Source organism: Pseudomonas sp. MF6747 (assembly GCF_963890955.1).
GTDB lineage: Bacteria > Pseudomonadota > Gammaproteobacteria > Pseudomonadales > Pseudomonadaceae > Aquipseudomonas.
In genome coordinates this window covers 92626-114724 of record NZ_CAWPSZ010000045.1, presented here as the reverse complement: position 1 = coordinate 114724, position 22099 = coordinate 92626, and the positions used below count along the sequence as shown (strand labels likewise).

General features: G+C 59.6%; 25 protein-coding genes, 1 tRNA gene and 5 pseudogenes. 14 read left to right on the top strand and 17 right to left on the bottom strand.

Translation table 11 applies throughout. The features are described 5' to 3' along the window. Positions 1-9 precede the first annotated feature (9 nt). Positions 10-1059 carry a hypothetical protein gene (locus AACW30_RS24570; RefSeq protein ID WP_200623660.1) on the top strand — a complete coding sequence of 350 codons (1050 nt, stop codon included), beginning with the start codon at positions 10-12 and terminating at the stop codon, positions 1057-1059. Positions 1060-1061: 2 nt separating this feature from the next. Here the strand turns inward: AACW30_RS24570 and AACW30_RS24565 are convergent, their stop codons facing one another. Next, positions 1062-1358, bottom strand: a complete 297-nt coding sequence (locus AACW30_RS24565) for a putative quinol monooxygenase (protein ID WP_106579817.1) — start codon at positions 1356-1358, stop codon at positions 1062-1064. Positions 1359-1826: 468 nt separating this feature from the next. Between AACW30_RS24565 and AACW30_RS24560 the strand changes: the two genes are divergently transcribed. Beyond that, positions 1827-1961 (top strand): hypothetical protein, encoded by a 135-nt coding sequence (locus tag AACW30_RS24560; protein WP_256660607.1) that lies wholly within the window; start codon positions 1827-1829, stop codon positions 1959-1961. Between the two features lie 59 nt (positions 1962-2020). Here AACW30_RS24560 and AACW30_RS24555 read toward each other — a convergent pair whose 3' ends face one another. From AACW30_RS24555 to AACW30_RS24545, 3 genes and pseudogenes are all read right to left on the bottom strand, one after another. After that, on the bottom strand, positions 2021-2179 hold the full coding sequence (locus tag AACW30_RS24555) for a hypothetical protein (protein WP_177410126.1): 159 nt from the start codon (positions 2177-2179) through the stop codon (positions 2021-2023). Positions 2180-2394: 215 nt separating this feature from the next. Beyond that, on the bottom strand, positions 2395-2592 hold the full coding sequence (locus AACW30_RS24550) for a hypothetical protein (protein ID WP_200623658.1): 198 nt from the start codon (positions 2590-2592) through the stop codon (positions 2395-2397). Positions 2593-3221: 629 nt separating this feature from the next. Then, positions 3222-3446: pseudogene (locus AACW30_RS24545) on the bottom strand (hypothetical protein); the annotation flags it as partial. Between the two features lie 99 nt (positions 3447-3545). Between AACW30_RS24545 and AACW30_RS24540 the strand changes: the two are divergent. The 4 genes and pseudogenes from AACW30_RS24540 (at position 3546) to AACW30_RS24525 (ending at position 5249) form a co-directional block, all read left to right on the top strand. Next, positions 3546-3959: a DoxX family protein gene (locus AACW30_RS24540; protein WP_200623657.1), complete on the top strand. Its 414-nt coding sequence runs from the start codon at positions 3546-3548 to the stop codon at positions 3957-3959. Between the two features lie 132 nt (positions 3960-4091). Next, positions 4092-4169, top strand: a pseudogene (locus AACW30_RS24535) (exonuclease); the annotation flags it as partial. Beyond that, on the top strand, positions 4166-4684 hold the full coding sequence (locus AACW30_RS24530; protein WP_200623656.1) for a hypothetical protein: 519 nt from the start codon (positions 4166-4168) through the stop codon (positions 4682-4684). The pseudogene AACW30_RS24535 and the gene AACW30_RS24530, both read left to right, overlap by 4 nt. A 79-nt stretch (positions 4685-4763) precedes the next feature. Continuing rightward, positions 4764-5249, top strand: a complete 486-nt coding sequence (locus AACW30_RS24525; protein WP_200623655.1) for a hypothetical protein — start codon at positions 4764-4766, stop codon at positions 5247-5249. A gap of 55 nt (positions 5250-5304) precedes the next feature. On the opposite strand, the gene AACW30_RS24520 is transcribed toward AACW30_RS24525, so the two are convergent. Then, the gene (locus AACW30_RS24520; RefSeq protein ID WP_200623654.1) at positions 5305-5598 is read right to left on the bottom strand and encodes a hypothetical protein; all 294 of its coding nucleotides are present in this window, start codon (positions 5596-5598) and stop codon (positions 5305-5307) included. 103 nt (positions 5599-5701) lie between these two features. Between AACW30_RS24520 and AACW30_RS24515 the strand changes: the two genes are divergently transcribed. Then, positions 5702-6241 (top strand): hypothetical protein, encoded by a 540-nt coding sequence (locus AACW30_RS24515; protein WP_234452508.1) that lies wholly within the window; start codon positions 5702-5704, stop codon positions 6239-6241. 104 nt (positions 6242-6345) lie between these two features. Here AACW30_RS24515 and AACW30_RS24510 read toward each other — a convergent pair whose 3' ends face one another. Further along, the gene (locus tag AACW30_RS24510) at positions 6346-6567 is read right to left on the bottom strand and encodes a hypothetical protein (protein ID WP_200623653.1); all 222 of its coding nucleotides are present in this window, start codon (positions 6565-6567) and stop codon (positions 6346-6348) included. A gap of 82 nt (positions 6568-6649) precedes the next feature. Here AACW30_RS24510 and AACW30_RS24505 point away from each other — a divergent pair, with 82 nt between their 5' ends. The 5 genes and pseudogenes from AACW30_RS24505 (at position 6650) to AACW30_RS24485 (ending at position 11322) form a co-directional block, all read left to right on the top strand. Continuing rightward, positions 6650-7138, top strand: a complete 489-nt coding sequence (locus AACW30_RS24505) for an HNH endonuclease (protein ID WP_200623652.1) — start codon at positions 6650-6652, stop codon at positions 7136-7138. A gap of 6 nt (positions 7139-7144) precedes the next feature. After that, positions 7145-9290, top strand: a pseudogene (locus tag AACW30_RS24500) (DNA cytosine methyltransferase). Positions 9291-9489: 199 nt separating this feature from the next. Beyond that, positions 9490-9972: pseudogene (locus AACW30_RS24495) on the top strand (DUF4406 domain-containing protein); the annotation flags it as partial. A gap of 100 nt (positions 9973-10072) precedes the next feature. After that, the gene (locus AACW30_RS24490) at positions 10073-10252 is read left to right on the top strand and encodes a hypothetical protein (RefSeq protein ID WP_234452507.1); all 180 of its coding nucleotides are present in this window, start codon (positions 10073-10075) and stop codon (positions 10250-10252) included. A gap of 4 nt (positions 10253-10256) precedes the next feature. Then, positions 10257-11322: pseudogene (locus AACW30_RS24485) on the top strand (tyrosine-type recombinase/integrase). A 127-nt stretch (positions 11323-11449) separates the two neighbouring features. On the opposite strand, the gene AACW30_RS24480 reads toward AACW30_RS24485, so the two are convergent. Further along, positions 11450-11540 (bottom strand) — tRNA-Ser (locus AACW30_RS24480). A gap of 152 nt (positions 11541-11692) precedes the next feature. Between AACW30_RS24480 and AACW30_RS24475 the strand changes: the two genes are divergently transcribed. Then, positions 11693-12364: a Bax inhibitor-1/YccA family protein gene (locus tag AACW30_RS24475; protein WP_200623651.1), complete on the top strand. Its 672-nt coding sequence runs from the start codon at positions 11693-11695 to the stop codon at positions 12362-12364. 62 nt (positions 12365-12426) lie between these two features. Here the strand turns inward: AACW30_RS24475 and murB are convergent, their stop codons facing one another. The 8 genes from murB to AACW30_RS24435 form a co-directional block, all read right to left on the bottom strand. Further along, positions 12427-13446, bottom strand: a complete 1020-nt coding sequence (gene murB / locus AACW30_RS24470; protein WP_179608623.1) for a UDP-N-acetylmuramate dehydrogenase — start codon at positions 13444-13446, stop codon at positions 12427-12429. Further along, a complete protein-coding gene (locus tag AACW30_RS24465; RefSeq protein WP_200623650.1) occupies positions 13443-13907 on the bottom strand; it encodes a low molecular weight protein-tyrosine-phosphatase in 465 nt (154 codons plus the stop codon). Before AACW30_RS24465 ends, murB begins: the two co-directional genes overlap by 4 nt. Beyond that, complete coding sequence (kdsB, locus tag AACW30_RS24460; RefSeq protein ID WP_106579829.1) at positions 13907-14671, bottom strand: 3-deoxy-manno-octulosonate cytidylyltransferase; 765 nt, start codon at positions 14669-14671, stop codon at positions 13907-13909. Before kdsB ends, AACW30_RS24465 begins: the two co-directional genes overlap by 1 nt. Then, entirely contained in the window at positions 14668-14853 is a 186-nt protein-coding gene (locus AACW30_RS24455) for a Trm112 family protein (RefSeq protein ID WP_003174668.1), read from the bottom strand. Before AACW30_RS24455 ends, kdsB begins: the two co-directional genes overlap by 4 nt. A 24-nt stretch (positions 14854-14877) precedes the next feature. After that, the gene (lpxK, locus tag AACW30_RS24450) at positions 14878-15888 is read right to left on the bottom strand and encodes a tetraacyldisaccharide 4'-kinase (RefSeq protein ID WP_200623648.1); all 1011 of its coding nucleotides are present in this window, start codon (positions 15886-15888) and stop codon (positions 14878-14880) included. Further along, positions 15888-16316, bottom strand: a complete 429-nt coding sequence (locus tag AACW30_RS24445; protein ID WP_106579831.1) for an ExbD/TolR family protein — start codon at positions 16314-16316, stop codon at positions 15888-15890. The genes lpxK and AACW30_RS24445 overlap by 1 nt, the downstream gene beginning before the upstream one ends. Continuing rightward, on the bottom strand, positions 16313-16948 hold the full coding sequence (locus tag AACW30_RS24440; RefSeq protein WP_106579832.1) for a MotA/TolQ/ExbB proton channel family protein: 636 nt from the start codon (positions 16946-16948) through the stop codon (positions 16313-16315). The genes AACW30_RS24445 and AACW30_RS24440 overlap by 4 nt, the downstream gene beginning before the upstream one ends. A 109-nt stretch (positions 16949-17057) precedes the next feature. After that, positions 17058-19283, bottom strand: a complete 2226-nt coding sequence (locus AACW30_RS24435) for a DNA internalization-related competence protein ComEC/Rec2 (RefSeq protein ID WP_200623646.1) — start codon at positions 19281-19283, stop codon at positions 17058-17060. A gap of 135 nt (positions 19284-19418) precedes the next feature. Between AACW30_RS24435 and AACW30_RS24430 the strand changes: the two genes are divergently transcribed. Beyond that, positions 19419-19934: a DUF2062 domain-containing protein gene (locus AACW30_RS24430; protein WP_200623645.1), complete on the top strand. Its 516-nt coding sequence runs from the start codon at positions 19419-19421 to the stop codon at positions 19932-19934. 7 nt (positions 19935-19941) lie between these two features. On the opposite strand, the gene AACW30_RS24425 is transcribed toward AACW30_RS24430, so the two are convergent. Both AACW30_RS24425 and AACW30_RS24420 read right to left on the bottom strand, forming a co-directional pair. After that, positions 19942-21300, bottom strand: coding sequence for a sensor histidine kinase (locus tag AACW30_RS24425; RefSeq protein ID WP_200623761.1), 1359 nt, complete (start codon positions 21298-21300; stop codon positions 19942-19944). Then, on the bottom strand, positions 21287-22012 hold the full coding sequence (locus AACW30_RS24420; protein ID WP_124417836.1) for a response regulator transcription factor: 726 nt from the start codon (positions 22010-22012) through the stop codon (positions 21287-21289). The genes AACW30_RS24425 and AACW30_RS24420 overlap by 14 nt, the downstream gene beginning before the upstream one ends. Positions 22013-22099: the final 87 nt, after the last annotated feature.

Genomic DNA, 22099 nt, shown 5'->3' with positions numbered 1-22099 from the left:
GCAAACGCTATGACACTCCATATTCCCGTACAACCCATCGAAGCCCTGCGCCCGAGCAGCGTTATCGCCGAAGGCCTGCTCAACCCGCGTGGTGTGTGCCTGCAGGCCGATGGCAGCCTGTTGCTGGCCGAAGCCGGCTCAGGCTCGGCGGACCAGCCTTTGAGCAGTCGCATCAGTCGACTGCCGCCCGACCCTCTAAGGCCGGGCGCCTATCTGCCCGGCGAAGTGCTCGCTCAGGGTTTTCGCAGCATGAACCTGCAGGCGCGCATGCTGCGCGATGAAATCATGGGCCTGTCCGACATCGCCTGCGGTGACGGACGTTGCCTGGCCAGCCAGACCGATTACGTCGGCGGTTCCAGACTGCTCGATCTGCAATACAGCCCGCCCGAGCCGGTGTTCCACAGCCGTGGCAACCTGAACGCGCTGTGCTACCACCCGACGCGACGCAGTTGGCTGGCGGTGAAACCGGATACCAATCAACTGGTGGAGTTCAGCCACGGTGAGCAAGAACGCGTGCTCGCGCAATTGTCTGTTCTGGATGAGGGTCAGGAGGCTGTGCCTGTCACCCTGGTGTACGAGCCGCACACAGACGCCGTGTTGATCAGCCTGTTCTCCGGCGAATTGCACGGCGACCCCGCGCGCAAAGGCATCGACTTTGCCGACTACGCCGGGCAAGTGATTCGAGTTCACCCGGCCAGCGGGCAGACCGAAGTGGTGATTCGCGGCCTGCAACTGCCCACCGGGCTGGCGCTGTGCCCGCAAGGCAATCTGCTGGTGCTGGAGCTGTGCAGCCATCTGCAACAACCCTTGCTGCCGAACTGGAATGGCGAGCCGCTGCACGGAGGCTTTACCCGCTTTACCGGGCGGCTGTTGCGCTGTGACCTGCACAACGCAACGGTTGAAGTGCTCGCGCGCGGTCTGGATACGCCGTCCAACCTGTGTGTGGTGCAGGACGCGGTAGTGGTGAGCGAAGGCATGGGCTTGACGGGCCGACCGCTGCCGACACCCGGCGGCAGTGTGGCGCCGCTCAGTGGTAGGCTGCGGCGGGTGCAGCTATGAGCCTAAACCGCATCCTCCAACAGCAGAACGGTCGCGGGGCCGGCGCGAAAGGACGGATTGTGCCGGGCCGCTTCGACCATATGAGCGGCCACATGGTGGGCGGCCAGGGCGTCCTTCGAGGCCCACTTTTCGATCAAGACAAAACTGTCAGGGTTGCCGACCACGGGGTGCAAATCGTAGTGCAGACAGCCATGCTCGGCCCTGACCAATGGGGCCAGTTTCGCGAACGCTGCACGTTGCTCGGCGCCCTTGCCGGGCTGCGTATTGATCATGACGACAAGCCGCACTTCATCTGACATGCAAACACCACCGCAAAGGTTGGTTAAGGAAGCCGCACAGTACGTGAGCACACCAACCAGGTGCAAAAAAAGCTTAACCGAGGGGCGCGTTTCACAGGGTTTTCACAGTCGCACGCATAGGCTCAACTTAGCTCCTAAGTGAACACCTTTAAGCCCGCGCCCCCATCGTGGGCTTTTCTTTGTCTGCGATTCTGAATGCGCGGCGGTTAATCCCTTATCCATCGCACGCCAGAACTCAGCGTTTACGTAGCCCATCGCTCAAACGCTTTTGCGCCCAAGCTTAAGTAAACTCACCCAGCGCGGTTTTGCTCCGCTTCATCCGTTGACTGAACGGCATGACTTGGCGATGACGCTGAACCCATCGCAACCCAGCGCGATAAATCAAACACGCGCATAGAAAATTTGAATTAGTCAGTTGCCCGCCCGGTCAAGAACTATGAACGCAGTAAATCTGACGAGGTAACAGTGATGACTATCCAAGCAGAGACACTCGTAGAACTGACCGAAGCGCTTCAGGAACGCGGCCTGAATCTGGTTTCAGATGTGCACTTCACCCGCGCGCCGTACCGGCAGAACCACCGCTGGATTTGCACCGTCGCGTAATGCTGCATTTTGCCGGCGGTCAGGCTTAATGGCCGACCGCTGGCACCGCGTTGATCACCCTACGTCGAGCGGCTTTCGTTACGATTTTGTTGTTTTTTAACGCCTTTCCCGGTTTTTCGCTCGTATTGGTGATGACAGAACCAGACGACCAGAAGCAGGCCTGCCAAGCCAAAAACGAACAGCAACAGCTCTAGTGCGGGACCTTCGTGTGAAAACATTTTTCGTTCCTCATCCTGAAGTCGTGCGAACCGAAATCGGTCGCACCCGAAATTATTCGTAACAATTCAAACATTTTCAGGTTAATCGCCAAAACCCTGCATGGCAACCCCGAATCGGCTTAAAACCATTGACCTAGACGGGTTGCTTGGGTGATCGCGTTCTGCAGGCAATAAAAAACCCGGCGCAGGGGCCGGATTCGCTGACGTGGGAATGATCAGTTATCAGGGTGTTCACTCGCGACCGAATCAGCCGCGTCGACATCCGACATATCTTCTTCCAAGGGCGCGTCGTCATCAGGCGGCAATGGGAGCGCGTCCTCGTCTCGACGCGGATCATGGCCCGTTTCGTTGTCTGTGCCGCGCGTCACTGCTTGCTGGGAAAGGTTTCCTGGCGCCTTCTCATTGATTTCCATGTTGACTCTCCGCTTCGGCGCACGGGAAATGCGCACTTAAGCTTGAGAGACGGCGCAGCATTCAGAGTGCAAAGCATTAGACGAATGGTGCCAATCAATGCTTGGCATTGAGGCTTTAAGCTTGGGATGTTTACTGCCGCACGCTGGCAGAAACGCAAAAAAACCTGATGGGCCGCCGGCGATGGCCGACGCACAACGTGAAACAACTCACATTTATGCAACGCCGATATTGAAGGTCAATAATTGACCAACCTATATTTCGCTCCACCGCAATTTTTTCTCCAGACAAAAAAAGCCTGCGCCTTGTCGGGCGAGACTCTTTCGATATACTCCGATTAATTATCGGAGCGAACAGGGATGGATCCCATGAAATACGGAATACTTCTCTTAGGCGTCCTTACTTTTAGCGGCTGTAAAACTTACAGCGGTGGCCAAGATGGCCCTGACATTAAGGCTGGCGGACTTCAGGTCAGTTGCACTGCAACCCCAGCCAATCAGCCCGGATGCTACACCCCGCCCCCCTCTTGGTGGACCAAGCTCCCTGACCATTTTTTCATTCGTGGTAGCGGCTTTTAAAGTTCGAAGCGCTGAGCTGATCCTTTCTCTAGGCGAAAAAAAACCCTCAAGGCGGTATCGGCGTGCTTGTTTGCCGCGGTTACCGTACGTTTGGATACCAGCGAATCAGCCTTAGCCTGGAGCTTCGCCCTGAGGTCTCGCTCCCATCCATCCCGCTTGGCGCGTTTGTTGATTGCTCCGTGAGTGATGCCTTGGGTTGATGCGATCTCGCGAATGGAAAGCAGACCGGCCCGGTAGGCACGTTCGATTGCCTCCCAGTCGGGTTGCTTGGTTGTCATAATGATCCTTCAAATTGTGAAAACATGACCTTGGCAGTGCACGGAGAATATTTGGAAGGGTGCTAATATCAAATCGCCCATCAATGAAGGAAGGTCATCATGAGATACAGCCTGTTCGAGAATCAGAGAAACGAGCTCATCTTGCTCGCGCGCATCCTGCTAATGATCCTTTTCCTCATTACCGGCTGGGGAAAACTGACTAACTTTGACGGTACCGTTACTTACATGAGCTCACTTGGTGCTCCCCTGCCCATGCTGGCTGCGGGCATTGCGGTCGTCATGGAGTTCTTTGTCGCTATCGTGATCGTCTTGGGCTTTTACACTCGACCACTCGCGTTTTTGTACATCCTGTTCGTACTCGGCACTTCGCTGATCGGGCATCACTTCTGGACGATGGTTGACCCAGAGCGGTCGGCCAACATGATCCACTTCTTTAAAAACATCAGCATCATGGGCGGCTTACTGTTGCTAGGCATTACCGGCCCAGGAAAGTATTCGATCGATGGCAGATAAAGAGTGATCCATCCGTGCCGCACTCACCTGCGGCACACCTACCCTTCCGCGTTATCCAGCAGCACATCAATCAACTTCTGCTCTCCCAGGCGCATGGCACCCAGGCATTGCAGGTCGTCGCACTTAGGGCCGAGGCTGTCGGAGCGGGTCGGTACCTTCTACGAAATCTTGGACGACCGGATGAATCGGGTCTTGGGGATCGCAGCATGATCAGCCCGGAACTCAGCACCATCCGCCAAAAGGATTTAGACCGCGACTGGATCGCCCGCGCCATGGCCGAATACGAAGGCCGTGGCACCCTCGAAACACTGCCAATGCAGGTCCGCGACGTTGACTTCGGCACGATGTTCAATGGAAAGGCCAAGGATGGTTCGCGGGCCGAGCCTAACCCTTCGCTGGAGTCCAAGATTGCGGCAGCAGCGCCAACGCTGACTGTCACCGAGGCCATGAAAACGCTCCACCTCAGTGAGCGAGATTTAAAACTGATGGCGTCCCGCATGGGCTTCAAGTTCAAGCGCGGCTACACCACCAACCAGGGGCACAAGGCTGCCGACGGCCCAATGGTTGAGCGGATCATTGCCCTGCGCGACGTAGGCCTGAGCCGCTCCAAGGTCATGAAGCAGACCGGCATGTGTTACGAGAAATTCCACCGTCTGCTGAAGGACTACAAGATCGAATTCCCGGCGCTCCCGTTTCACCTAAGGAACGGAAAGACCAAGCCTTGAAACGATCCATAGCCCGCCCCCAGCAACGCTCGTCAAACCTGGCTCGCACTGCCGGCCAGCGGAATAGAAGAGGTAGGCCATGGCCGCCGAACAGAAGGAACGCACGGCCAAGCTTGCCGAGAAGCGGCTGGAGCTGGGCGAGCAGGAATTGCGGCACACGGTGCCGTACGGCACCCGGCAGATGCTCGATGAGCTGATGCGGCGGCATGAGATCGAGGAAGTCAGCGAGGCGGTGCAGCTACTGGTGCTGAATGGCCGGGTCGAGGATCTGCCGCCGGCGCCGCCGAAGGTCAAAGGGCCGTCCGACATCATCCGCCACTACTTTCGACAGGGAATGCGTGATCGGTTGGCAACGTTCACTGCCGAGCTGGGCGAAACAAAGGACCGGGCTACCATCTGGCGACTGATCGCACTTGCCCACTCGCTTGGCGCCGAGAAGTCATCGCCACTCTTCGAAATTAAGCGCCACAGTTACGAGATATCCGAAACCGTGGCGCGCAAATTACGGCAAGCAGGCTTTGCCGAATCGCTCCAGATGAACGCCGAAGACGACGGCGACGAATAACAGGCCCTAACGGCAACACCAAGCGTTCGCTACCTGAAAGTGTCTCCGACCAATGCTATCGACGAGGCCACTCCTTCACGTCTTTATTTGATGGGTCGTCTAAGGCCGGATCAGTCTTACGGAACCATCCTCCGACTTGTCCATAGGCCATTTTTAGCTCGTTCAACACCGTTATCGCGTGGCCTTCTTTGAAGTTGCTCCTTAAATCATCTTCAGCCATGTTAATGAGTTCGTTGATATCGGCGCCTTTGTTTTCAAGCGCACGAATAAGGGCGCAGAGTGCTTTCTCCTTGCACTCTGCAGATAACTGGAATGCTTTTTCTCGAAAATCAGCTGGTAGATCAGACACGAAAATACTCCATTGGCTTCAGTGTGATCTCCCGTAATACCCCAACCAAAACCAAATTGCCACCACCGGCCACCGGAGGGCGGCGCCTGACTGGAGATAATCCATGACCATGCCAAAAGTCGTTCCGGCATCGCGTAAGGTGCTGGCCTACTCCGTAGAGACCAACGACCCCGAAGAATCCAACATCCAGTTCGCCACCTCGAACGCCGCAGCGCAGCGCCAGGGTGCGGATGAGATTGGCACAGACTTCGGTGCGGTGTCCTGCCGGCGCGCGCATTGGGCTGACCAGTATGCGGGCCAGCGCTTTATCCCGGCGAAGGCTTACATCGACGCCGGCTGGTGGTTCGGCTGCAACCATTGCGGGGCCAGGTGCGACAGTGATGCCAGCTATTGGGATGAAAAGACAGAAACTGATATTGCACTGAACCTGGTGTTCGATGATCGCGTGGTCTACTGCTCTGCGGACTGTAAGTCCGGACACGAAGCCGAGGTCGCGGCCCGCAATGCAAGATTCGAAGAGTTCAAGGTTCGGATCTCGGCGGCGAGGCCAGGCGTCACCTTCACCGAGTTCATCGGCGGTTACCCATGGTGCGGCAACAAAGGGCTGTTTACTTTCCCGGTGGCAAATACGGCGGCTCAGTGACTGACTCGGAAGAAAGCGAGGACCTGAAATGGTATGTGGCTCAGGGCGACAAAGCCGCTTGGGACGACTTCATCGCCAAGAATTCAAGCACCTGGTCCTATCTCCTAGTCAGCTTCGATTCTCGTTAATACGTCCGCGTGCGCGTCGCTAATTTCCTTGCATGCCCTGACGCTGTATGCAGAACCGAGGTTGAAATGTCCACCGCTATCCATGATGTAACCGGTGGCTTTGCCCAGCCACGCATGCATATCAACATCGCTTTTTTCTGCTGCAGCGATTAAAGCAACCAGTGCTTGTTCAAGTGCGATTTCACGTGATCCAGCCATTTATCTCTCCTTGATCCGGCTCCATGCCGGTCACCCGTAATACCCCATATCAACGAATCACGCCAGCCGGCGAGGCGAAGCCATGCCTATTACCCCGGAATACCTGAAATCAATCCTCGCCTACTCCGCTGAGACTGGCGTGTTCACCTGGCTGGTGAGCAGAAGCCGAACACCCGCGGGCTCAATAGCGGGGAGCTTGGTTTCCAGTGGCTATCTGACGGTGATGATCGACAGGAAGCGGCACAACCTGCACAGACTCGCATTCGTCTACATGCTCAGCCAGCACCCGCCCGAGTTCGTAGATCACATCAACGGCCAAAAGACTGACAACCGCTGGATCAACCTCCGCGCGGCGAGCCCAGTGGAAAACGCCAGAAACCAAAAGCGCAGTTGCAAAAACTCCAGCGGAGTCTCCGGTGTCTCGTGGGATTCGCGAGGTCTATGGCGATCTTTCGGATACCTGGCAGGCAAACAAATAACCCTGGGGCGCTACTCATCAAAGTTTGATGCAGCGGCCGCCAGAAAATCCTTCGAAAACAGTCTCGGCTATCACGAAAATCACGGGAGATAAGCCCCTATGTCCGCACAACAGAAGAAACACCCCTTCGATTTCAAAACCCAATACGGACTCGGCTTCAACACTCAGGACGATGAGATCGTTGTCGACTTCTTCTGTGGTGGCGGCGGGACCGGTACCGGCCTGGAAATGGGCCTGGGCCGCACGGTGAACGTGGCGAAGAACCACAGCCCGCAAGCGATCAGCATGCACACCGTGAATCACCCAGGCGCCCGGCACTTCACCACCGACGTGTTCGAGGGTGACCCGGACACCGAGTGCGGCGGCAAGGCCGTGGGATGGTTCCACATGTCGCCGGACTGCACGCACCACCGCCAGGCGGCCGGCGGCCAGCCGCGCAAACGCGAGATCCGCAACCTTTCGTGGATCGGCCTCAAGTGGGCTGGCATGAAGCGGCCCCGGGTGATCAGCCTGGAGAACGTGAAGCAGATCCTGCAGTGGGGCCGCTTGATCGCCAAGCGCGACAAGGCCACCGGCCGGGTGGTGAAACTCGGCGGCGACGTTGCCGCACCTGGTGAGGTCGTGCCGGTGGGCCAGCAGTTCCTGATCCCTGACCCCAAGCGGCGCGGCCGTACCTGGCGCCGCTTCGTGGCTCTGCTCGAGGGCATGGGCTATGTCGTTGAGTGGAAAGTCATCAAGGCCTGCGACTTCGGCGCGCCGACCAGCCGGGAACGCCTGTTCATGATCGCCCGGTGCGACGGCCAGCCAATCGTGTGGCCGGAGCCGACCCACGCCAAGAACCCTGCCAAAGGCCAGCAGAAGTGGAAAACAGCCGCCGACTGCATCGACTTCACCGACCTGGGCAAAAGCATTTTTCGGCCGCAAGAAAGACCTGGCCCCGGCCACCCTGCGCCGCGTTGCCAAGGGCATGAAGAAGTTCGTCATCGATAGTGCCGCGCCATTCATTGTGCCGATCGCCAATTGGTCCGGCGAGGCAGTGCAGTCAGCCGGTGAACCGCTGCGCACAATCACCTCCTACCCAAAGGGCGGCGCCTTCTCGGTGGTCAGCCCGATCATCGCACCGGCAACGCACCAGAGCAGCGACCGAATCAACGACCCGCTCGACCCGTTGCCGACGGTGACCTGCGCAAACCGCGGCGAGCTGACGCTGATCAGCCCGTTGATGGTTGGAGCCGGTGGGCCTGAGTATTCCGGCAAGCCGGTGAGCGTCGACCAGCCGACCGGCACGCTTATGACACAGAACCACCGAGCGCCGGCTTCGGCCTGCATCGTCCAGGCCGGGCACGGCGAAGGTTCTGGCGCAAACAAACGCCGCTCCCACGGGGTCAATGACATCTGCGGGCCGGTGGGCACCGTCACTGCAAGCGGCGGCGGGCAGTCCGTCAGCACGGCGGTGATGATCCAGGCGAACGGCGGATTCAACACCACGCACGCCGAGGGCATGCACGAACCCATGACCACGGTGACCGACACCGGCAGCCAGCAGCAGTTGGTCAGCGCGACTTTGATCACGAACACCACGGGCCATGCTCCCAGCGATCTTGCCGGGCCAGTGCCGACGGTGACCACCGGCCAACACCACGCATTGGTTGCAGCAAACCTGGTGCACATGCGCGGCAACTGCGATGCACGGGACGTAAATGATCCGCTGCACACCATCAGCGCCGGCGGCCAGCACCACGGGTTGGTCAGCGCATTCATGGAGCGGGCATTCGGCGGCAGCATTGGCCAGGGCCTGGAAGAGCCGGCGCCGACCATGACTGCCGGTGGCGGGGGCAAGAGCTCGCTGGTGTCGCTCACGTTATCGCCTGAGCACAAAGCCGGTGCCCTGCGGGTCGCTGCGTTCCTGATCAGCTACTACGGTACCGAGAACATCAGCCCATGCGACTCTCCGGCGCCGACGATCACCACCATGGACCGCCTGGCCATGGTCACCGTGATGGTGAAGGGCACGCCCTACGTGATCGTCGATATCTGCCTGCGGATGCTGAAGCCGGCCGAACTGTACAAGGCCCAGGGCTTCCCGGCTGACTACATCATCAGCCACGGCGCCGACGGAAAGCCGTTCACCAAAACCCAACAGGTGCACATGTGTGGCAACAGCGTCAGCCCGCCGCCGATGGCAGCGCTGGTGCGCGCCAATGGCCCATGGCGCGCCGAACAACGCCAAGCACGCGTGGCTTGACGATCAGCAAGCGCCAGGCGGTATGCCGTCTTTGTTGAAGTCCTTTAGGCGTTCCCGCTCTTCCTCGGTGGAATGCGCTGGGGTTTCTTGCTCAGGCTCTTTCTTCTTTTCTTCAGTCATCGCTATGTCCTCTGGGTGGTAGCTGTTTCGGCACCTGGTGGAATCAGCAGTTCAAATCAATCCACTCCTCCGCCCGGGCATGGCCCGGCAAGGACTCCCCATGCCTACAGAAAACCGCAAGACAGACATCCGAAGCATTGTTACCGACTCACTCGTCGGCATGATCGCTGCTGTTACTCGAACCACGCCGCCGGCGAACGAGCCTCTTCCGTCATTCATCCAGGCGCCTGTTGATCGGGCAGTTGATCGCATCAAGTCGTTCCTGCTGCCAGGCGTGACCCTCCAGGCATCCCACGCCAACCGCGTCTACGTTGCCGGGCCCATGACTGGCATCGACGACTTCAACTACCCGGCCTTCAACGCCGTGGCCGATCAACTGCGCGCCCAAGGCTACGAAGTCGAAAATCCGGCAGACCACGGCATCGTTGAGGGTACCCAGTGGGCCGACTACATGGCCTATGACCTGACCCGCCTTGGACTGTGCGGTGTGATCGCCCTGTTGCCCGGCTGGGAGCATTCAAAGGGCGCCCGCCTGGAAGTCCTGATCGCCGAACGCCTCGGCATGACGGTTGTGGAGGCCCATGATTTGTTAACGAAGAACACTGAAGGGTCAAGAGCTAAAAGTGACCATCCCCCCTTTCAGAGTGGCAATCACTGGCTACATGATCCCGTCAGGCCAGATCGCCTGGCACAACCGGAACGGCTGGAAGTACCTGCTGACCCGAGCGCGCCGGCCGGTTGTCGGACGGGTCTATGCCCGGCTGAAGCTGGCCGGCGTGAAACCATCAGCAGAAAACGTCGCGGCTGAAGCCTGGTCGCTGGATCTGTCAAAAGTAGGATAAAACGATGCGAGCAAAAAAGGCGGCAAACAGGGACCTACCGCCGCGAATGATTCGGCGGGTGCGCACGCTGAAAGGTGGTAATGAGTGGGTTGGGTATTACTACGACGGGAGGGATGAAGACGGGAAGCGGGTTGAGATCCCGCTCGGGGGTGACTTGGATATCGCCAAGGCTGAATGGGCAAAGCTCGATTGCAAGGCCAGTGCCGACGAAAAACGCACTGCTGACCCAGGTGTTCGATCGTTACGAGCGGGAGATCATCCCAGGCAAGGCGCCAAAGACACAAAGCGATAATCTGCTGAGCCTGAAGCAACTGCGCAAAGCGTTCAACGATGCGCCCATTGATGCTGTGACGCCGCAGATCATCGCGCAGTACAGAGACAGCAGGACAGCGAAGGTACGGGCCAACCGCGAGCTCTCACTGCTGTCGCACATCTACAACATAGCGCGCGAATGGGGTCTTACTGAAAACAACCCTGCTGCCGGCGTGCGCAAGAACAAAGAAGCTCCGCGAGACTTTTACGCTACCGAGGAGATATGGAGCGCGGTATACGCAGTTGCGGCCTCGGAACTGCGTGATGCAATGGGCTTGGCCTATCTTACTGCCCAACGCCCAGCGGACACGCTGTCGATGCGGGAGGCGGACGCCGTTAACGAATTCCTGCAGGTATCCCAAGGCAAGACATCCAAGAAGCTGCGCATACGCCTGACCGCCGCCGGCGCGTTCAATGACCTGGGCACCCTGGTTGCAAGACTTATCGAGCAGAGACATTCGCGAGGAGTGCGCAACCCATACCTGATCATCACCGAGGATGGCCGGCAGGTTACCAAGCACATGCTTCGCCTTCGCTTCGACGACGCACGCGACAAGGCTATCGCAACCGCCAAAGAGAAAGGCGACGGGGTGTTGGCGGCCAGCATTCGCCAATTCCAATTCCGTGATATTCGCCCGAAAGCGGCAAGCGAGATCCTCGACCTGGGGGATGCAAGCCGACTGTTGGGACACACGGACAAGCGGATAACCGAAACAGTTTATCGACGTGTCGGAGAGATCGTGAAGCCAACTCGGTGACCGCAATTTGCAACGAGTTGCGGAAACTGCCTGAAATGATGCGGAAACGATCAGCCGTTAAGATGGCGGCGACACCAACCCCCAGAAACGCAAAAGCCCCGCTTTCGCGAGGCTTTTTTGTAAATCTTGGCGGGAAACCAGGGATTCGAACCCTGGGAACGCTATTAACGTTCGCCGGTTTTCAAGACCGGTGCATTCAACCACTCTGCCAATTTCCCTTTTGCATCACAGGATTATAGTAGCCCATCCCGTGTCAGCGGGCGCCATAATACCCGAATGAAACACACTGTCAAACTCTCGGCATCGCTTGTTACAGAGCGTCTGTTATGATCTTTGCGACTGAACGTTTCAAAACTGAAGGAGTGTCGCCATGCGCGAACAGAATTACGCAGTGAATGGTAACGCGCAGGCTGAGCAGCTTGAAGTCAGCCGCGTGTTGCGCAATACGTACGGCTTGCTCGCCCTTACCCTCGCATTCAGCGGCTTAATGGCGTATGTAGCGCAGCAAATGCGCGTTGGCTACCCGAATATCTTTGTCGTATTGATCGGTTTCTACGGTCTGTTTTTCCTGACCAACAAGCTGCGTGACTCGGCCTGGGGTCTGGTGTCGGCGTTTGCCTTGACGGGTTTCATGGGCTTTATACTCGGCCCGATCCTCAACCGCTACCTCGGCATGGCCGGCGGCGCGGAAGTGGTCAGCTCGGCGTTTGCCATGACGGCCCTGGTCTTTGGTGGTCTGTCGGCCTACGTGCTGATCAGCCGCAAGGACATGAGTTTCCTGGGCGGTTTCATCACCGCTGGCTTCTTCGTGTTGCTGGCAGCAGTGGTCGCAGGCATGTTCTTCCAGATCAGCGGCCTGCAGTTGGCGATCAGCGCAGGGTTTGTGCTGTTCTCCTCTGTTTGCATCCTGTTCCAGACCAGCGCCATCATCCACGGCGGTGAGCGCAACTACATCATGGCGACCATCAGCCTGTATGTATCGATCTACAACCTGTTCATCAGCCTGTTGCAGATCTTCGGCATCATGGGCCGTGATGACTGATTGCTAGCGCCATAAAAAATGCCCCGCATCGAAAGATGCGGGGCATTTTTGTTTCTAACGGTTCAATACCGATTAGGTTCCATTTCCAGCTCAACCTTGAAGCGTTCAGCAATGTCCTGCTGGATACGCAGCGCCAGGTCGGCAATATCGTGCCCTGTCGCCGCACCATAGTTGACCAGCACCAGTGCTTGCATCTTATGCACGCCCGCATCGCCATCACGAAAGCCCTTCCAGCCGGCCTTATCGATCAGCCAGCCGGCCGCGAGTTTCATCTGCCCGTCAGCCTGCGGGTAAGCCACCAGGTCCGGATACAGCGCCTGTAGCTCTGCGGCAAGCGCTTGAGACACCAGCGGGTTCTTGAAAAAGCTCCCGGCATTACCCAGCTCCGCCGGGTCCGGCAGTTTTTCGCGGCGGATGCTGCAGATTGCGCGGCTGACGTCGCTGGGCGTCGCCTCGGTGATCCCCTGCCCGGCCAGGCGCTGCTGCACCGGGCCGTAGTCGAGCTTCAGGTGACTGGTGCGACTCAAGGCAAAACGCACGCGCAGAATCAACCAGCGCCCGGTTTCGTGTTTGAACAGGCTGTCGCGGTAAGCGAAGTTGCACTCTTGCAGGCTGAAGTCGCGCAGCTCGCCCGTTTGGCGGTCCAGAGCAGTCAGGCCGGCAAACACATCCTTGATCTCTACACCATAGGCACCAATGTTCTGCATCGGCGCGGCACCGACAGTGCCGGGGATCAGGCTGAGGTTTTCAAGACCGCAGAAACCGTGCTCCAGGGTCCACAGTACAAACGGGTGCCACGCTTCGCCCGCTTCGGCCTCGACCACCACCTGCTGCCCATCATCCTGCAACACGCGAATGCCTTGGGTCGCCATGCGTAACACCAACGCTTGAATGTCCTGGGTCAGCAATAAGTTGCTGCCGCCACCGATCACCAGCAGCGGCACTGCGTGCGCAGTCGCATAAGCCAGGGCCTCGCGGACATCGGCGTCACTATGGGCCTCGGCAAACAATTGGGCGCGTACGTCGATGCCAAAGCTGTTGAATGGCTTGAGCGATACCTGCGCAAGCACGTGCAAGGTCATAACCGCCCCTTCAATTCGATCACCAATAAATCACAGGCGCGCTCGATCAGGTCAAGAACCCGTTCAAAGCCTTGTTCACCTTCGTAGTAAGGGTCTGGCACCTCGTCCACTTCAGACTCAAAACGGCGCAGGAACAAGTCCAGCTCTGCTTTACCCTGCCCGGTGTGCAGCGCCTTGAGGTTGCGCAGGTTGCTGTGGTCCATGGCCAGAATCAGGTCATAACGCGCGAAGTCGGCACGCGAGACCTGTTGGGCGCGCTGAGCCGACAGATCATACCCGCGCAGCAACGCCGCACGCTGGCTACGCTGGTCCGGCGGGTTGCCGACATGCCATTCACCGGTGCCCGCAGACGCCACTTCGACCTGGCCTGCCAAGCCCGCTTCGCGCAGTTTATGGCGCAATACGCCCTCGGCGGTGGGCGAACGACAGATGTTGCCCAGGCAGACAAACAGAACCTCCATCAGGCCCCCAGCAGGCGACGGACGCGCTCAAGGTCTTCGTGGGTATCGACACCGGCCGGCGGTGCTTCCAGCGCGTCGCCTACATGGATACGCACGCCATGCCACAAGGCACGCAGTTGCTCCAGAGATTCGGTGTTTTCCAACCAGCACGGGCCCCAGCTGACAAAGTCATGCAGGAAACCTGCGCGATAGGCATAGATACCGATGTGGCGGCGGTAAGGCACGCCCTCCGGCAAGACGTCGCGGCGCTTGGCAAACGCATCGCGCGCCCAGGGCAGGGTCGAGCGGCTGAAGGTCAGCGCCAGCCCATTGATGTCGCTGACCACCTTGACCACGTTCGGGTTGAACAGGGTGTCGATGTCTTCAATAGGCTCGGCCAGGGTCGCCATGCGCGCTTCGCCATGGGCAGCCAGGTTGGCGGCGACCTGATCGATCACGCTCGGCGGGATCAATGGCTCGTCGCCCTGCACATTGACCACAATTGCATCCGCCGCCAAGCCCAGCTGTGTGGCGACTTCGGCCAGGCGGTCGGTGCCGGAATTGTGGTCTTCGCGGGTCAACACCGCTTCAGCGCCAAAACCTTTGCAGGCCTCGATGATGCGCGGGTCATCGGTGGCCACCACGACCCGTTCGGCGCTGCTTTTGCAGGCCTGCTCCCACACCAGCTGGATCATCGGCTTGTTGCCGATCAATTGCAGCGGCTTACCCGGCAAGCGGGTCGATGCGTAGCGCGAAGGAATGACAACGGTAAAGGCGGTGGTCATTTATCCAGACGCTCATCGGTGGTCAGGGTACGGGCTTCGCTCTCCAGCATCACCGGGATGCCATCGCGGATCGGGTAAGCCAGGCCGGCGCCTTTGCTGATCAGCTCGGTTTTGTCGGCGCTTAGCTTGAGCGGGCCTTTGCAGATCGGGCAAGCGAGGATGTCGAGCAGTTTGGTGTCCATGAGCGTTTCCTGGGTAAAAGCGATTTAAGGCAAGAGTCGGGCGGGCAGCAAGCGCATCAGTTGCGTGTCGAACCAGGCGACAAACGCCGGTGACGGCAGCGCATCCACTGCAAGGTACCACCAGTCGGGACGGGCAAAGGCGCGGCACTTCACCGCGTCCTTTTCGGTCATGACCAGCGGCAATGCCGGCGTAAAATTCAAGACATCGGCGCTGTAGGGCGCGTGGTCGGCAAACGCATGCGGTATCGGCAGCCAGTGTAGCGTTTCAAGGGTAGTGAAGAAACGCTGCGGGTTGCCAATACCCGCGACCGCATGGACCTGCTGGCCCACCGGAAAATAATCGGCGGGCTGGCGCTCACCGGTTTTCAAATTGATCAGCGCTGTGGGTTGCAGACGGAAGGCGAAGCCATCCTCGCGATCGGACGCGGCACCGTTATAGAGCAGCGCATCGACACTCTGCAGACGCTCGACCGGCTCACGCAAGGGCCCGGCCGGCAAGCAACGGCGGTTGCCGAGGCCACGGGCGGCGTCGATCAACACCAGTTCAAGGTCTCGGGCCAGGCGGTAATGCTGCAGGCCGTCGTCGGAAAGAATCAGGTCAAGGGGCTCGCTGGCCAGCAGCGCTTTCACCGCGCGACTGCGGTCTGGGTCAATCATCAGCGGGACGCCGCTGCGCTGCACGATCAGCAACGGCTCGTCACCGGCCACTTCAGGGCTTTGGCTGGCCTCGACCCGCCACGGCAACTGCGGCGGTTTGGCCCCGTAACCGCGACTGACCACCCCTACCCGCAAACCACTGCGCCGGCAGTGATCGATAAGCCACAGAATCAGCGGCGTTTTGCCCGTGCCGCCCACAGTGATATTACCGACCACCACCACCGGTACCGGCGATTGATAGATCGCGCCCTCGCCCGTCAGAAAACGCGCACGTTTGCGCTGCACCACGCGGCGATACAAAGACTCCAGCGGCCGCAGCAGCGTGAGTGCCGGGTGGCCTTCGTACCAGGCCTTGAGCAAACGATCGGACATGGCCATCAGGGTTGGGCCGCCGCCTCTACGGTGGTCATGCGCAGATGGGTGAAGCCGAGCTTGCCGGCAGCATCCATCGCGGTGATCACGGCTTGATGCTGGGTTTTGCCGTCTGCACTGATCGAAAGTGGCATGTTGGTATCGCCGCCGGATTCTTTCTGCAAGGCGTCCATCAGGCTGGTGAGGTCATTTTTCTCAAGCAATTGGTTATTCACCGAAAACACCCCGTCGGCGCTGATGGCAATATCCAATTGCTTGGCATCCTGGTCCTCGGCCGGCGAGCCGCTCACCGCTTCCGGCAAGTCGACACGCAGCTGGGTTTGCCGGGTGAACGTGGTGGTGACGACGAAGAACAGCAGCAGGATGAACACCACGTCAATCAGCGACGCGAGGTTGATATCAACGTTTTCCCGTTGCTTGCGGCGAAATTTCACACCCGGCCCTCGACGAAATCGACATCACGATCGCCCTGCACCACTTCCACCAGTTTGATGGCTTCCTGCTCCATACCGACGACGAGTTCATCGATGCGGCGTTGCAGGAAACGGTGGAAAAACACCGAAGGAATACCGACCATCAGACCCGCAGCCGTTGTAATCAAGGCCTTGGAGATACCGCCTGCCAATACCGCGGCATTGGTGGTCATGCCTGAGCCCATGAACGAGCTGAAAATATCAATCATGCCCAACACCGTCCCCAGCAGGCCGAGCAATGGCGCCATGGCCGCGATGGTGCCGAGCGCATTGATATAGCGCTCCATCTCGTGGATGACCCGGGCGGCGGCTTCCTCAATGCACTCTTTCATGATCTCGCGACCATGCTTGGAGTTGGCAAGGCCGGCAGCCAGGATTTCACCCAGGGGGGAGTTGGCGCGCAATTCCTTGAGTTTGTCTTTATCCAGTTGCTTGTTTTTGATCCAGCCCCACACCTGCCCCAGCAAATGCTCGGGCGTGATGCGGCTGGCACGCAGGGTCCACAGGCGTTCGGCGACGATGCCGAGTGCGGCGATGGAGCTCAAGATGATCGGCAACATCATCCAGCCGCCGGATTTGACCAATTCCCACACAGTGAATGTCCCCTCGAAAAAGTGCGCCACTTTACCATATAGGTTCGTCAGCGTGGCTCGTCAGCCACCGGCCCGCCCGTCGCGGGCCCGGGCCCTGGGCGATGTTGGTTTAGGGTAACGCGTCACGCCAGAAGCGGCGTTGACTGCGAGCAACATCAGGTGGTTGAAAGGCGCCCAATTGCACCCGCACGGCGCCTTGCTCGGCGCTGTCGTACACGCGACTGCCCAACGCCTGATAACGCGCCAGCACTTGCGGGTGCGGATGACCGAACGCGTTGCCACGCCCCCGTGAGATCAGGACCGATTTGGGCGCAAGTTGTTCCAGCAAGGGCCAGGATGAAGAACTGCGACTGCCATGATGCGGCGCCTGCAGCCAATCGGTCCGTACCGCCAGGGGGGACGCGAGGAAGGCCCGTTCGGCAGCGCGGTCAATATCGCCGGTCAACAGCAGGCGTTCGCCGTTGGCGCTTACACCCAATACACAGGATTTCGGATTGCTGCTAGTGGCGCCAGGCCACTGCCACAGTTCAAACGCCACACCGTCCCACTCCCATTGCTCGCCACTGACACAGGGTTGAGCATCGAGCAATGCCGGCAAGCCTTGGGTTTCTCCTCCGATTACCCGCTGGACTGCAAGCCCTTGGGCAACTGCTGCCGCACCGCCCGCGTGGTCCGCGTGAGCATGGCTGATCACCAACAGGTCCAAGGTCTCGACCCCGAGCTTTTTCAACGCGGGCAGCACCACACGCGCGCCAAGATCAAACTCGCCGGAACGCGGCCCCGCATCGTAAAGCAAGGTGTGATGACGCGTGCGCAGGACCAGCGCCTGTCCCTGGCCGACATCCAACTGCACCACTTCAACCTGCCCAACAGGCACGGGCTGCCTGGGTGGAAAGACCGCGAGCATCAGCATTGGCCAGCCCAGCAGCCGAAACGGCAGGCCTTGGGGCAGCAGCAACAACACCGCGCCCGCCAGGCTTACACACCAATACACCAGGGGCACCTCGGCCGGTATCCAGGCGGGCTGCTGGCTCGCCAGCAGCGTCAGGGCCCTGAAAAGCCCATCAAGGGTGCCGCCGGCCAGCCACAGCAAGCTTTCACCCACAAACGGAATCGCCAGCAGTGCAGTCCCCAGCAGCGCCAATGGCAATACCACCAGGCTGATCCATGGCACGGCAAACAGATTCGCCACTGGCGCGCTCAGGCTTACAGGCAAGCCCAGCACCAGCAGTAACGGAAATAAACCGATGGCAATCAACCACTGTGGACGCATCCATGCGTGCCACAGACTCCATGGCCCCAAGCGCCCGCTGAAGGCCAGTACCAGCACCGCGACGGCCGCGAACGACAACCAGAACCCCGGCTGCAAACTCGCCAACGGCTCCAGCACCAGCACGGCGTCGAGCGCCAACAACAGTGGCCACCAGATCCCCAAATGCCGGAAGCGCAAACGCCACAGCAATACCAGGCCAACCATCACACAGGCCCGTTGTACCGGCACACCAGACCCAGCCAACAGGCCGTATCCCAGCGCGGCGGCAAAGGCCAGGCCACACGCCCATGGCAGCCACGGCAAGGCTCGAGGCCAACAGCCGTGGCGGGCGAGCCCGGCCACCAGGCCGTAGATCAACCCTGCCAGCAAGCCGATGTGCTGGCCGGAAATCACCAGCAGGTGCACGGTTCCGGTGTCCTGCAATACCTGCCAGTCGCTGGCAGCCAGCCCAGAGCCATCGCCCAATACCAACGCCGCCAAACCCGCCTCGCGCCCTTGGGCGTCCACCGCCGCCAAGCGTTGCCGGACAGCATCGCGCCAGGCATTGCGGGCTGGCGCCAGGCGCTGGCCGTCCTTGACCGATCCCGTGGCCCCGATACGTTGGGCCAGGAGCCAGGCTTCGTGGTCAAAACCGTGAAAGTTGAGCAGCCCAGTTGGCCGCTTCAACGTGATCGCCAGGCGCCAACGCTCACCGCTGTTGACTGGCGGGCCACCGTGCCAGGACACCCGAATGCGCTTGGGTAAGCGGGCTGTGCGTGACCGACTGTCGGTCAGTTCAAACCGTACGCCGGTGCTCGTCTGCTGCGCCAACCCGGTCACGCGGCCTTCTACCCAGCGCGTCTGACCATCCAGCGCCGGCTTCAGACGGTCGTCCAACGCCCACTGCGCGCTCAGGCACACCCAGCCCAATCCGAACAGGAAAAAGGCCACCGGGTAGGTGCGAAAAGGCAACAACATCAATGCAATCACCCAAATGGCCAGTAACCATCCGGTAGGCGGCAGTGCGGGCAAAAGTCGCAACGAAAGCAGGCCAAGTCCGAGCGCAAACATGCCGATTTTCATGAATCATCCTTTGCAAGTGATCCACTCAGTCTTAGTCGCTCGCCCAGCGCTGCCGATGATGTTTTGTCACAAAGTCTGAATTTTCTGTTTATAGAATGCGGGCATACTTGCCCCTCGAACTGACCTGGACCCCTTATGCCCCGCCGCTTATTCAAACGGTACATGCCCGATCCCACGAGTATCAGGGAACACAAGTCTTTACGATTTCTCGGCACGTTGCTGCATGACCCCAACCTCTGGCACCTGAACCGGCACTCCGTCGCGCGCGCCATGGCGGTGGGCCTGTTCGCGGCATTCATCCCGATTCCGCTGCAGATGTTGCTGGCCGCGATCCTGGCGATTGTGGTGCGCGGCAATATGCCTATCGCCGTCAGCCTGGTGTGGCTGACCAACCCGATCACCATGCCGGTGGTGTTTATCTGCACTTACCTGACCGGTGCCTGGCTGATGAACGTGCCGCCGCGCAGCCTGCCGGACAACCTCACCTGGGAGTGGATCAGCGGCCAGTTGAGCACGCTGTGGCAGCCATTCCTGTTGGGGTCGGTGGTCTTGGGGCTGGTGTTGGGCGCGATGGCCTACTGCCTGACCATGGGCTATTGGCGTTGGTGGGTCGCGCACCAGTGGAAGAAGCGCAAGCAGCGTCGCGCGTGAAAAAAAGCTAACGCGCCAACAGACGCAAATGGACCCGCAGGCCTTGCCCGGTATTTTCCGCCCACAAACGCCCGCCCTGACGCTGTATGGCATTACGGGCGATGCTCAGGCCCAGGCCGAAACCGCCATCACCGGGCCGTGACCCTTCCAAGCGTGTGAAAAGCGCGAAAATTCGCTCCAGGTCACGCTCATCAATGCCGGCGCCCTGATCCTCCAGCCAGATATGCCAGTAATCAGCGTCTCGACAGCCATCAAGCAGCACCCGCCCGTGCGGGGGCGAATGCCGAATGGCGTTACGCAGGATGTTTTCCAGGGCCTGAGCCAGCGCGTTCAGGTTGCCCTGTACCCAGCAGTCTGCGGGCAACCGGCAAGGTAAACGCGACGCCGGCCAGTCACTTTCAAAGCAGGCGTTTTCCCTCAGCATGTCCCACAGGGCCGGAAGTTGAATATCTTCATTGGGCAACGGCGTGCGTTCGCTGTCCAGCCAGGCCAGCTGCAGGCTGTCTTCCACCAGGCGCTGCATGGCATCGATTTCCCGGCCCAGGCGCTCACGCAACTGCGTCAAATCCTGTTCGCTGTCGCAGGCCACGCGCAAACGGCTCAACGGTGTGCGCAGCTCATGGGACATGTCCCGCAACAGTTGTTGCTGCAACACCACCGTGCCCTGCAAGCGCTCGGACATATGGTCAAAGGCCCGGCCCAGTTCACCCAGCTCGTCCTGACGGCTGGTAGCCTCGCGCGACATGCGCGTATTCAATTGATCGGCGCGCCAGGCATTGGCCTGCTCACGCAATTGATTCAGGGGCATGATCAAAAGCCGGTAAAGCCCAATACACAGCAACAGCGTAAACAGGCCTGGAATCACGCCATTGGTCACCACGCGCCAAAACAACTGGTAGCGCCCAGGCATGAAACGCTGGGGCAGTTCAATCACCAGTGAACCCGCGCCTGGGTCGACCGGAAACGGGATTTTCATCCACGGCAGGCCTTTGACATGCCGGCTGACAGGCCACTCCAACCCGCGCAGAAAGGTCAGGCGCTGGCTTTCCTTGTCACTCAGTGGCGTGCTGCTCAAAGACTGCAAGTCGTTGCCGATCACACCGATCCACGTGGACTCACGCTTGGCCATAAGCGCTAACCAGGCATCCACGCCTGCCCTGCCCTGGGTACTCCAGGCCAGTTCGGCGCCCGCGGCATAACCCCGCAGAATCTCGCGCGACTCCTCGGCCACGTAGGCATTCTGCTCTTCCATGTAGCGGCCCCAGGACCAACTGAGCCAAATCATCAGCAAACAGAAAGCGATCAGCAGGCAGGCCAGTTTCCAGAATAACGAATGCTTGCCCGGCAACCGCTCAAAGCCCTTCATCATGGCCGCTCAGTACGTAACCCTTGCCCCATACCGTGCGCACTTCACACTCGCTGTAGCCGATGGCCTTGAGCTTGCGTCGAATCTGGCTGACATGCATGTCCAGACTGCGGTCGTGGGGCGCATAACCGCGCTGCAACACATGCTGATAAAGGAAGGCTTTGCTGAGCACTTCGTCAGCATTGCGGTGCAGGGTTTCCAACAGACGGTATTCGCTGCGGGTCAGCCCGGCCCAGTGTGCCTGATAAAAGACATCGCACAGCTCGTCGTCAAAGCGCAGCGTGCGAGTGTCGTCGCGCACCGCCCGAGGCGTGGGCAGCGGGCGCCGATCCAGGGCCACGCGGCGCAAGATCGCTTCAATGCGCACCCGCAGCTCGATCATGCTGAACGGCTTGGGCAGATAGTCGTCCGCACCGAGGCGAAAGCCACTGATACGGTCGGCTTCTGCGCCCAGCGCCGACATCAGGATCACCGGGATCGCATGGCTCTGGCGCAGGTGGGTGAGGATCGACAACCCGTCCATCCCGGGCAGCAGGATATCCATCAACACCACGTCGAACGCCTGGTCGCGGGCCATTTGCAGACCTTGCTGGCCGTTCTGGCACCAGGTCACCTGGAAGCCACAGCGGCCCAGATGCTCATGCACATAAGCACCCAGCACAGGGTCATCTTCGATTGTCAGGATACTGGGTGAGCCAGCTGCGGGAGTCATTAGCGTCTGCAAGTCATTCTCAATCGCTGATTATTCAAGATTAAACTGCCCCAGGCAATCGCCACCCGGCTCTCAATGGCCCGAAGA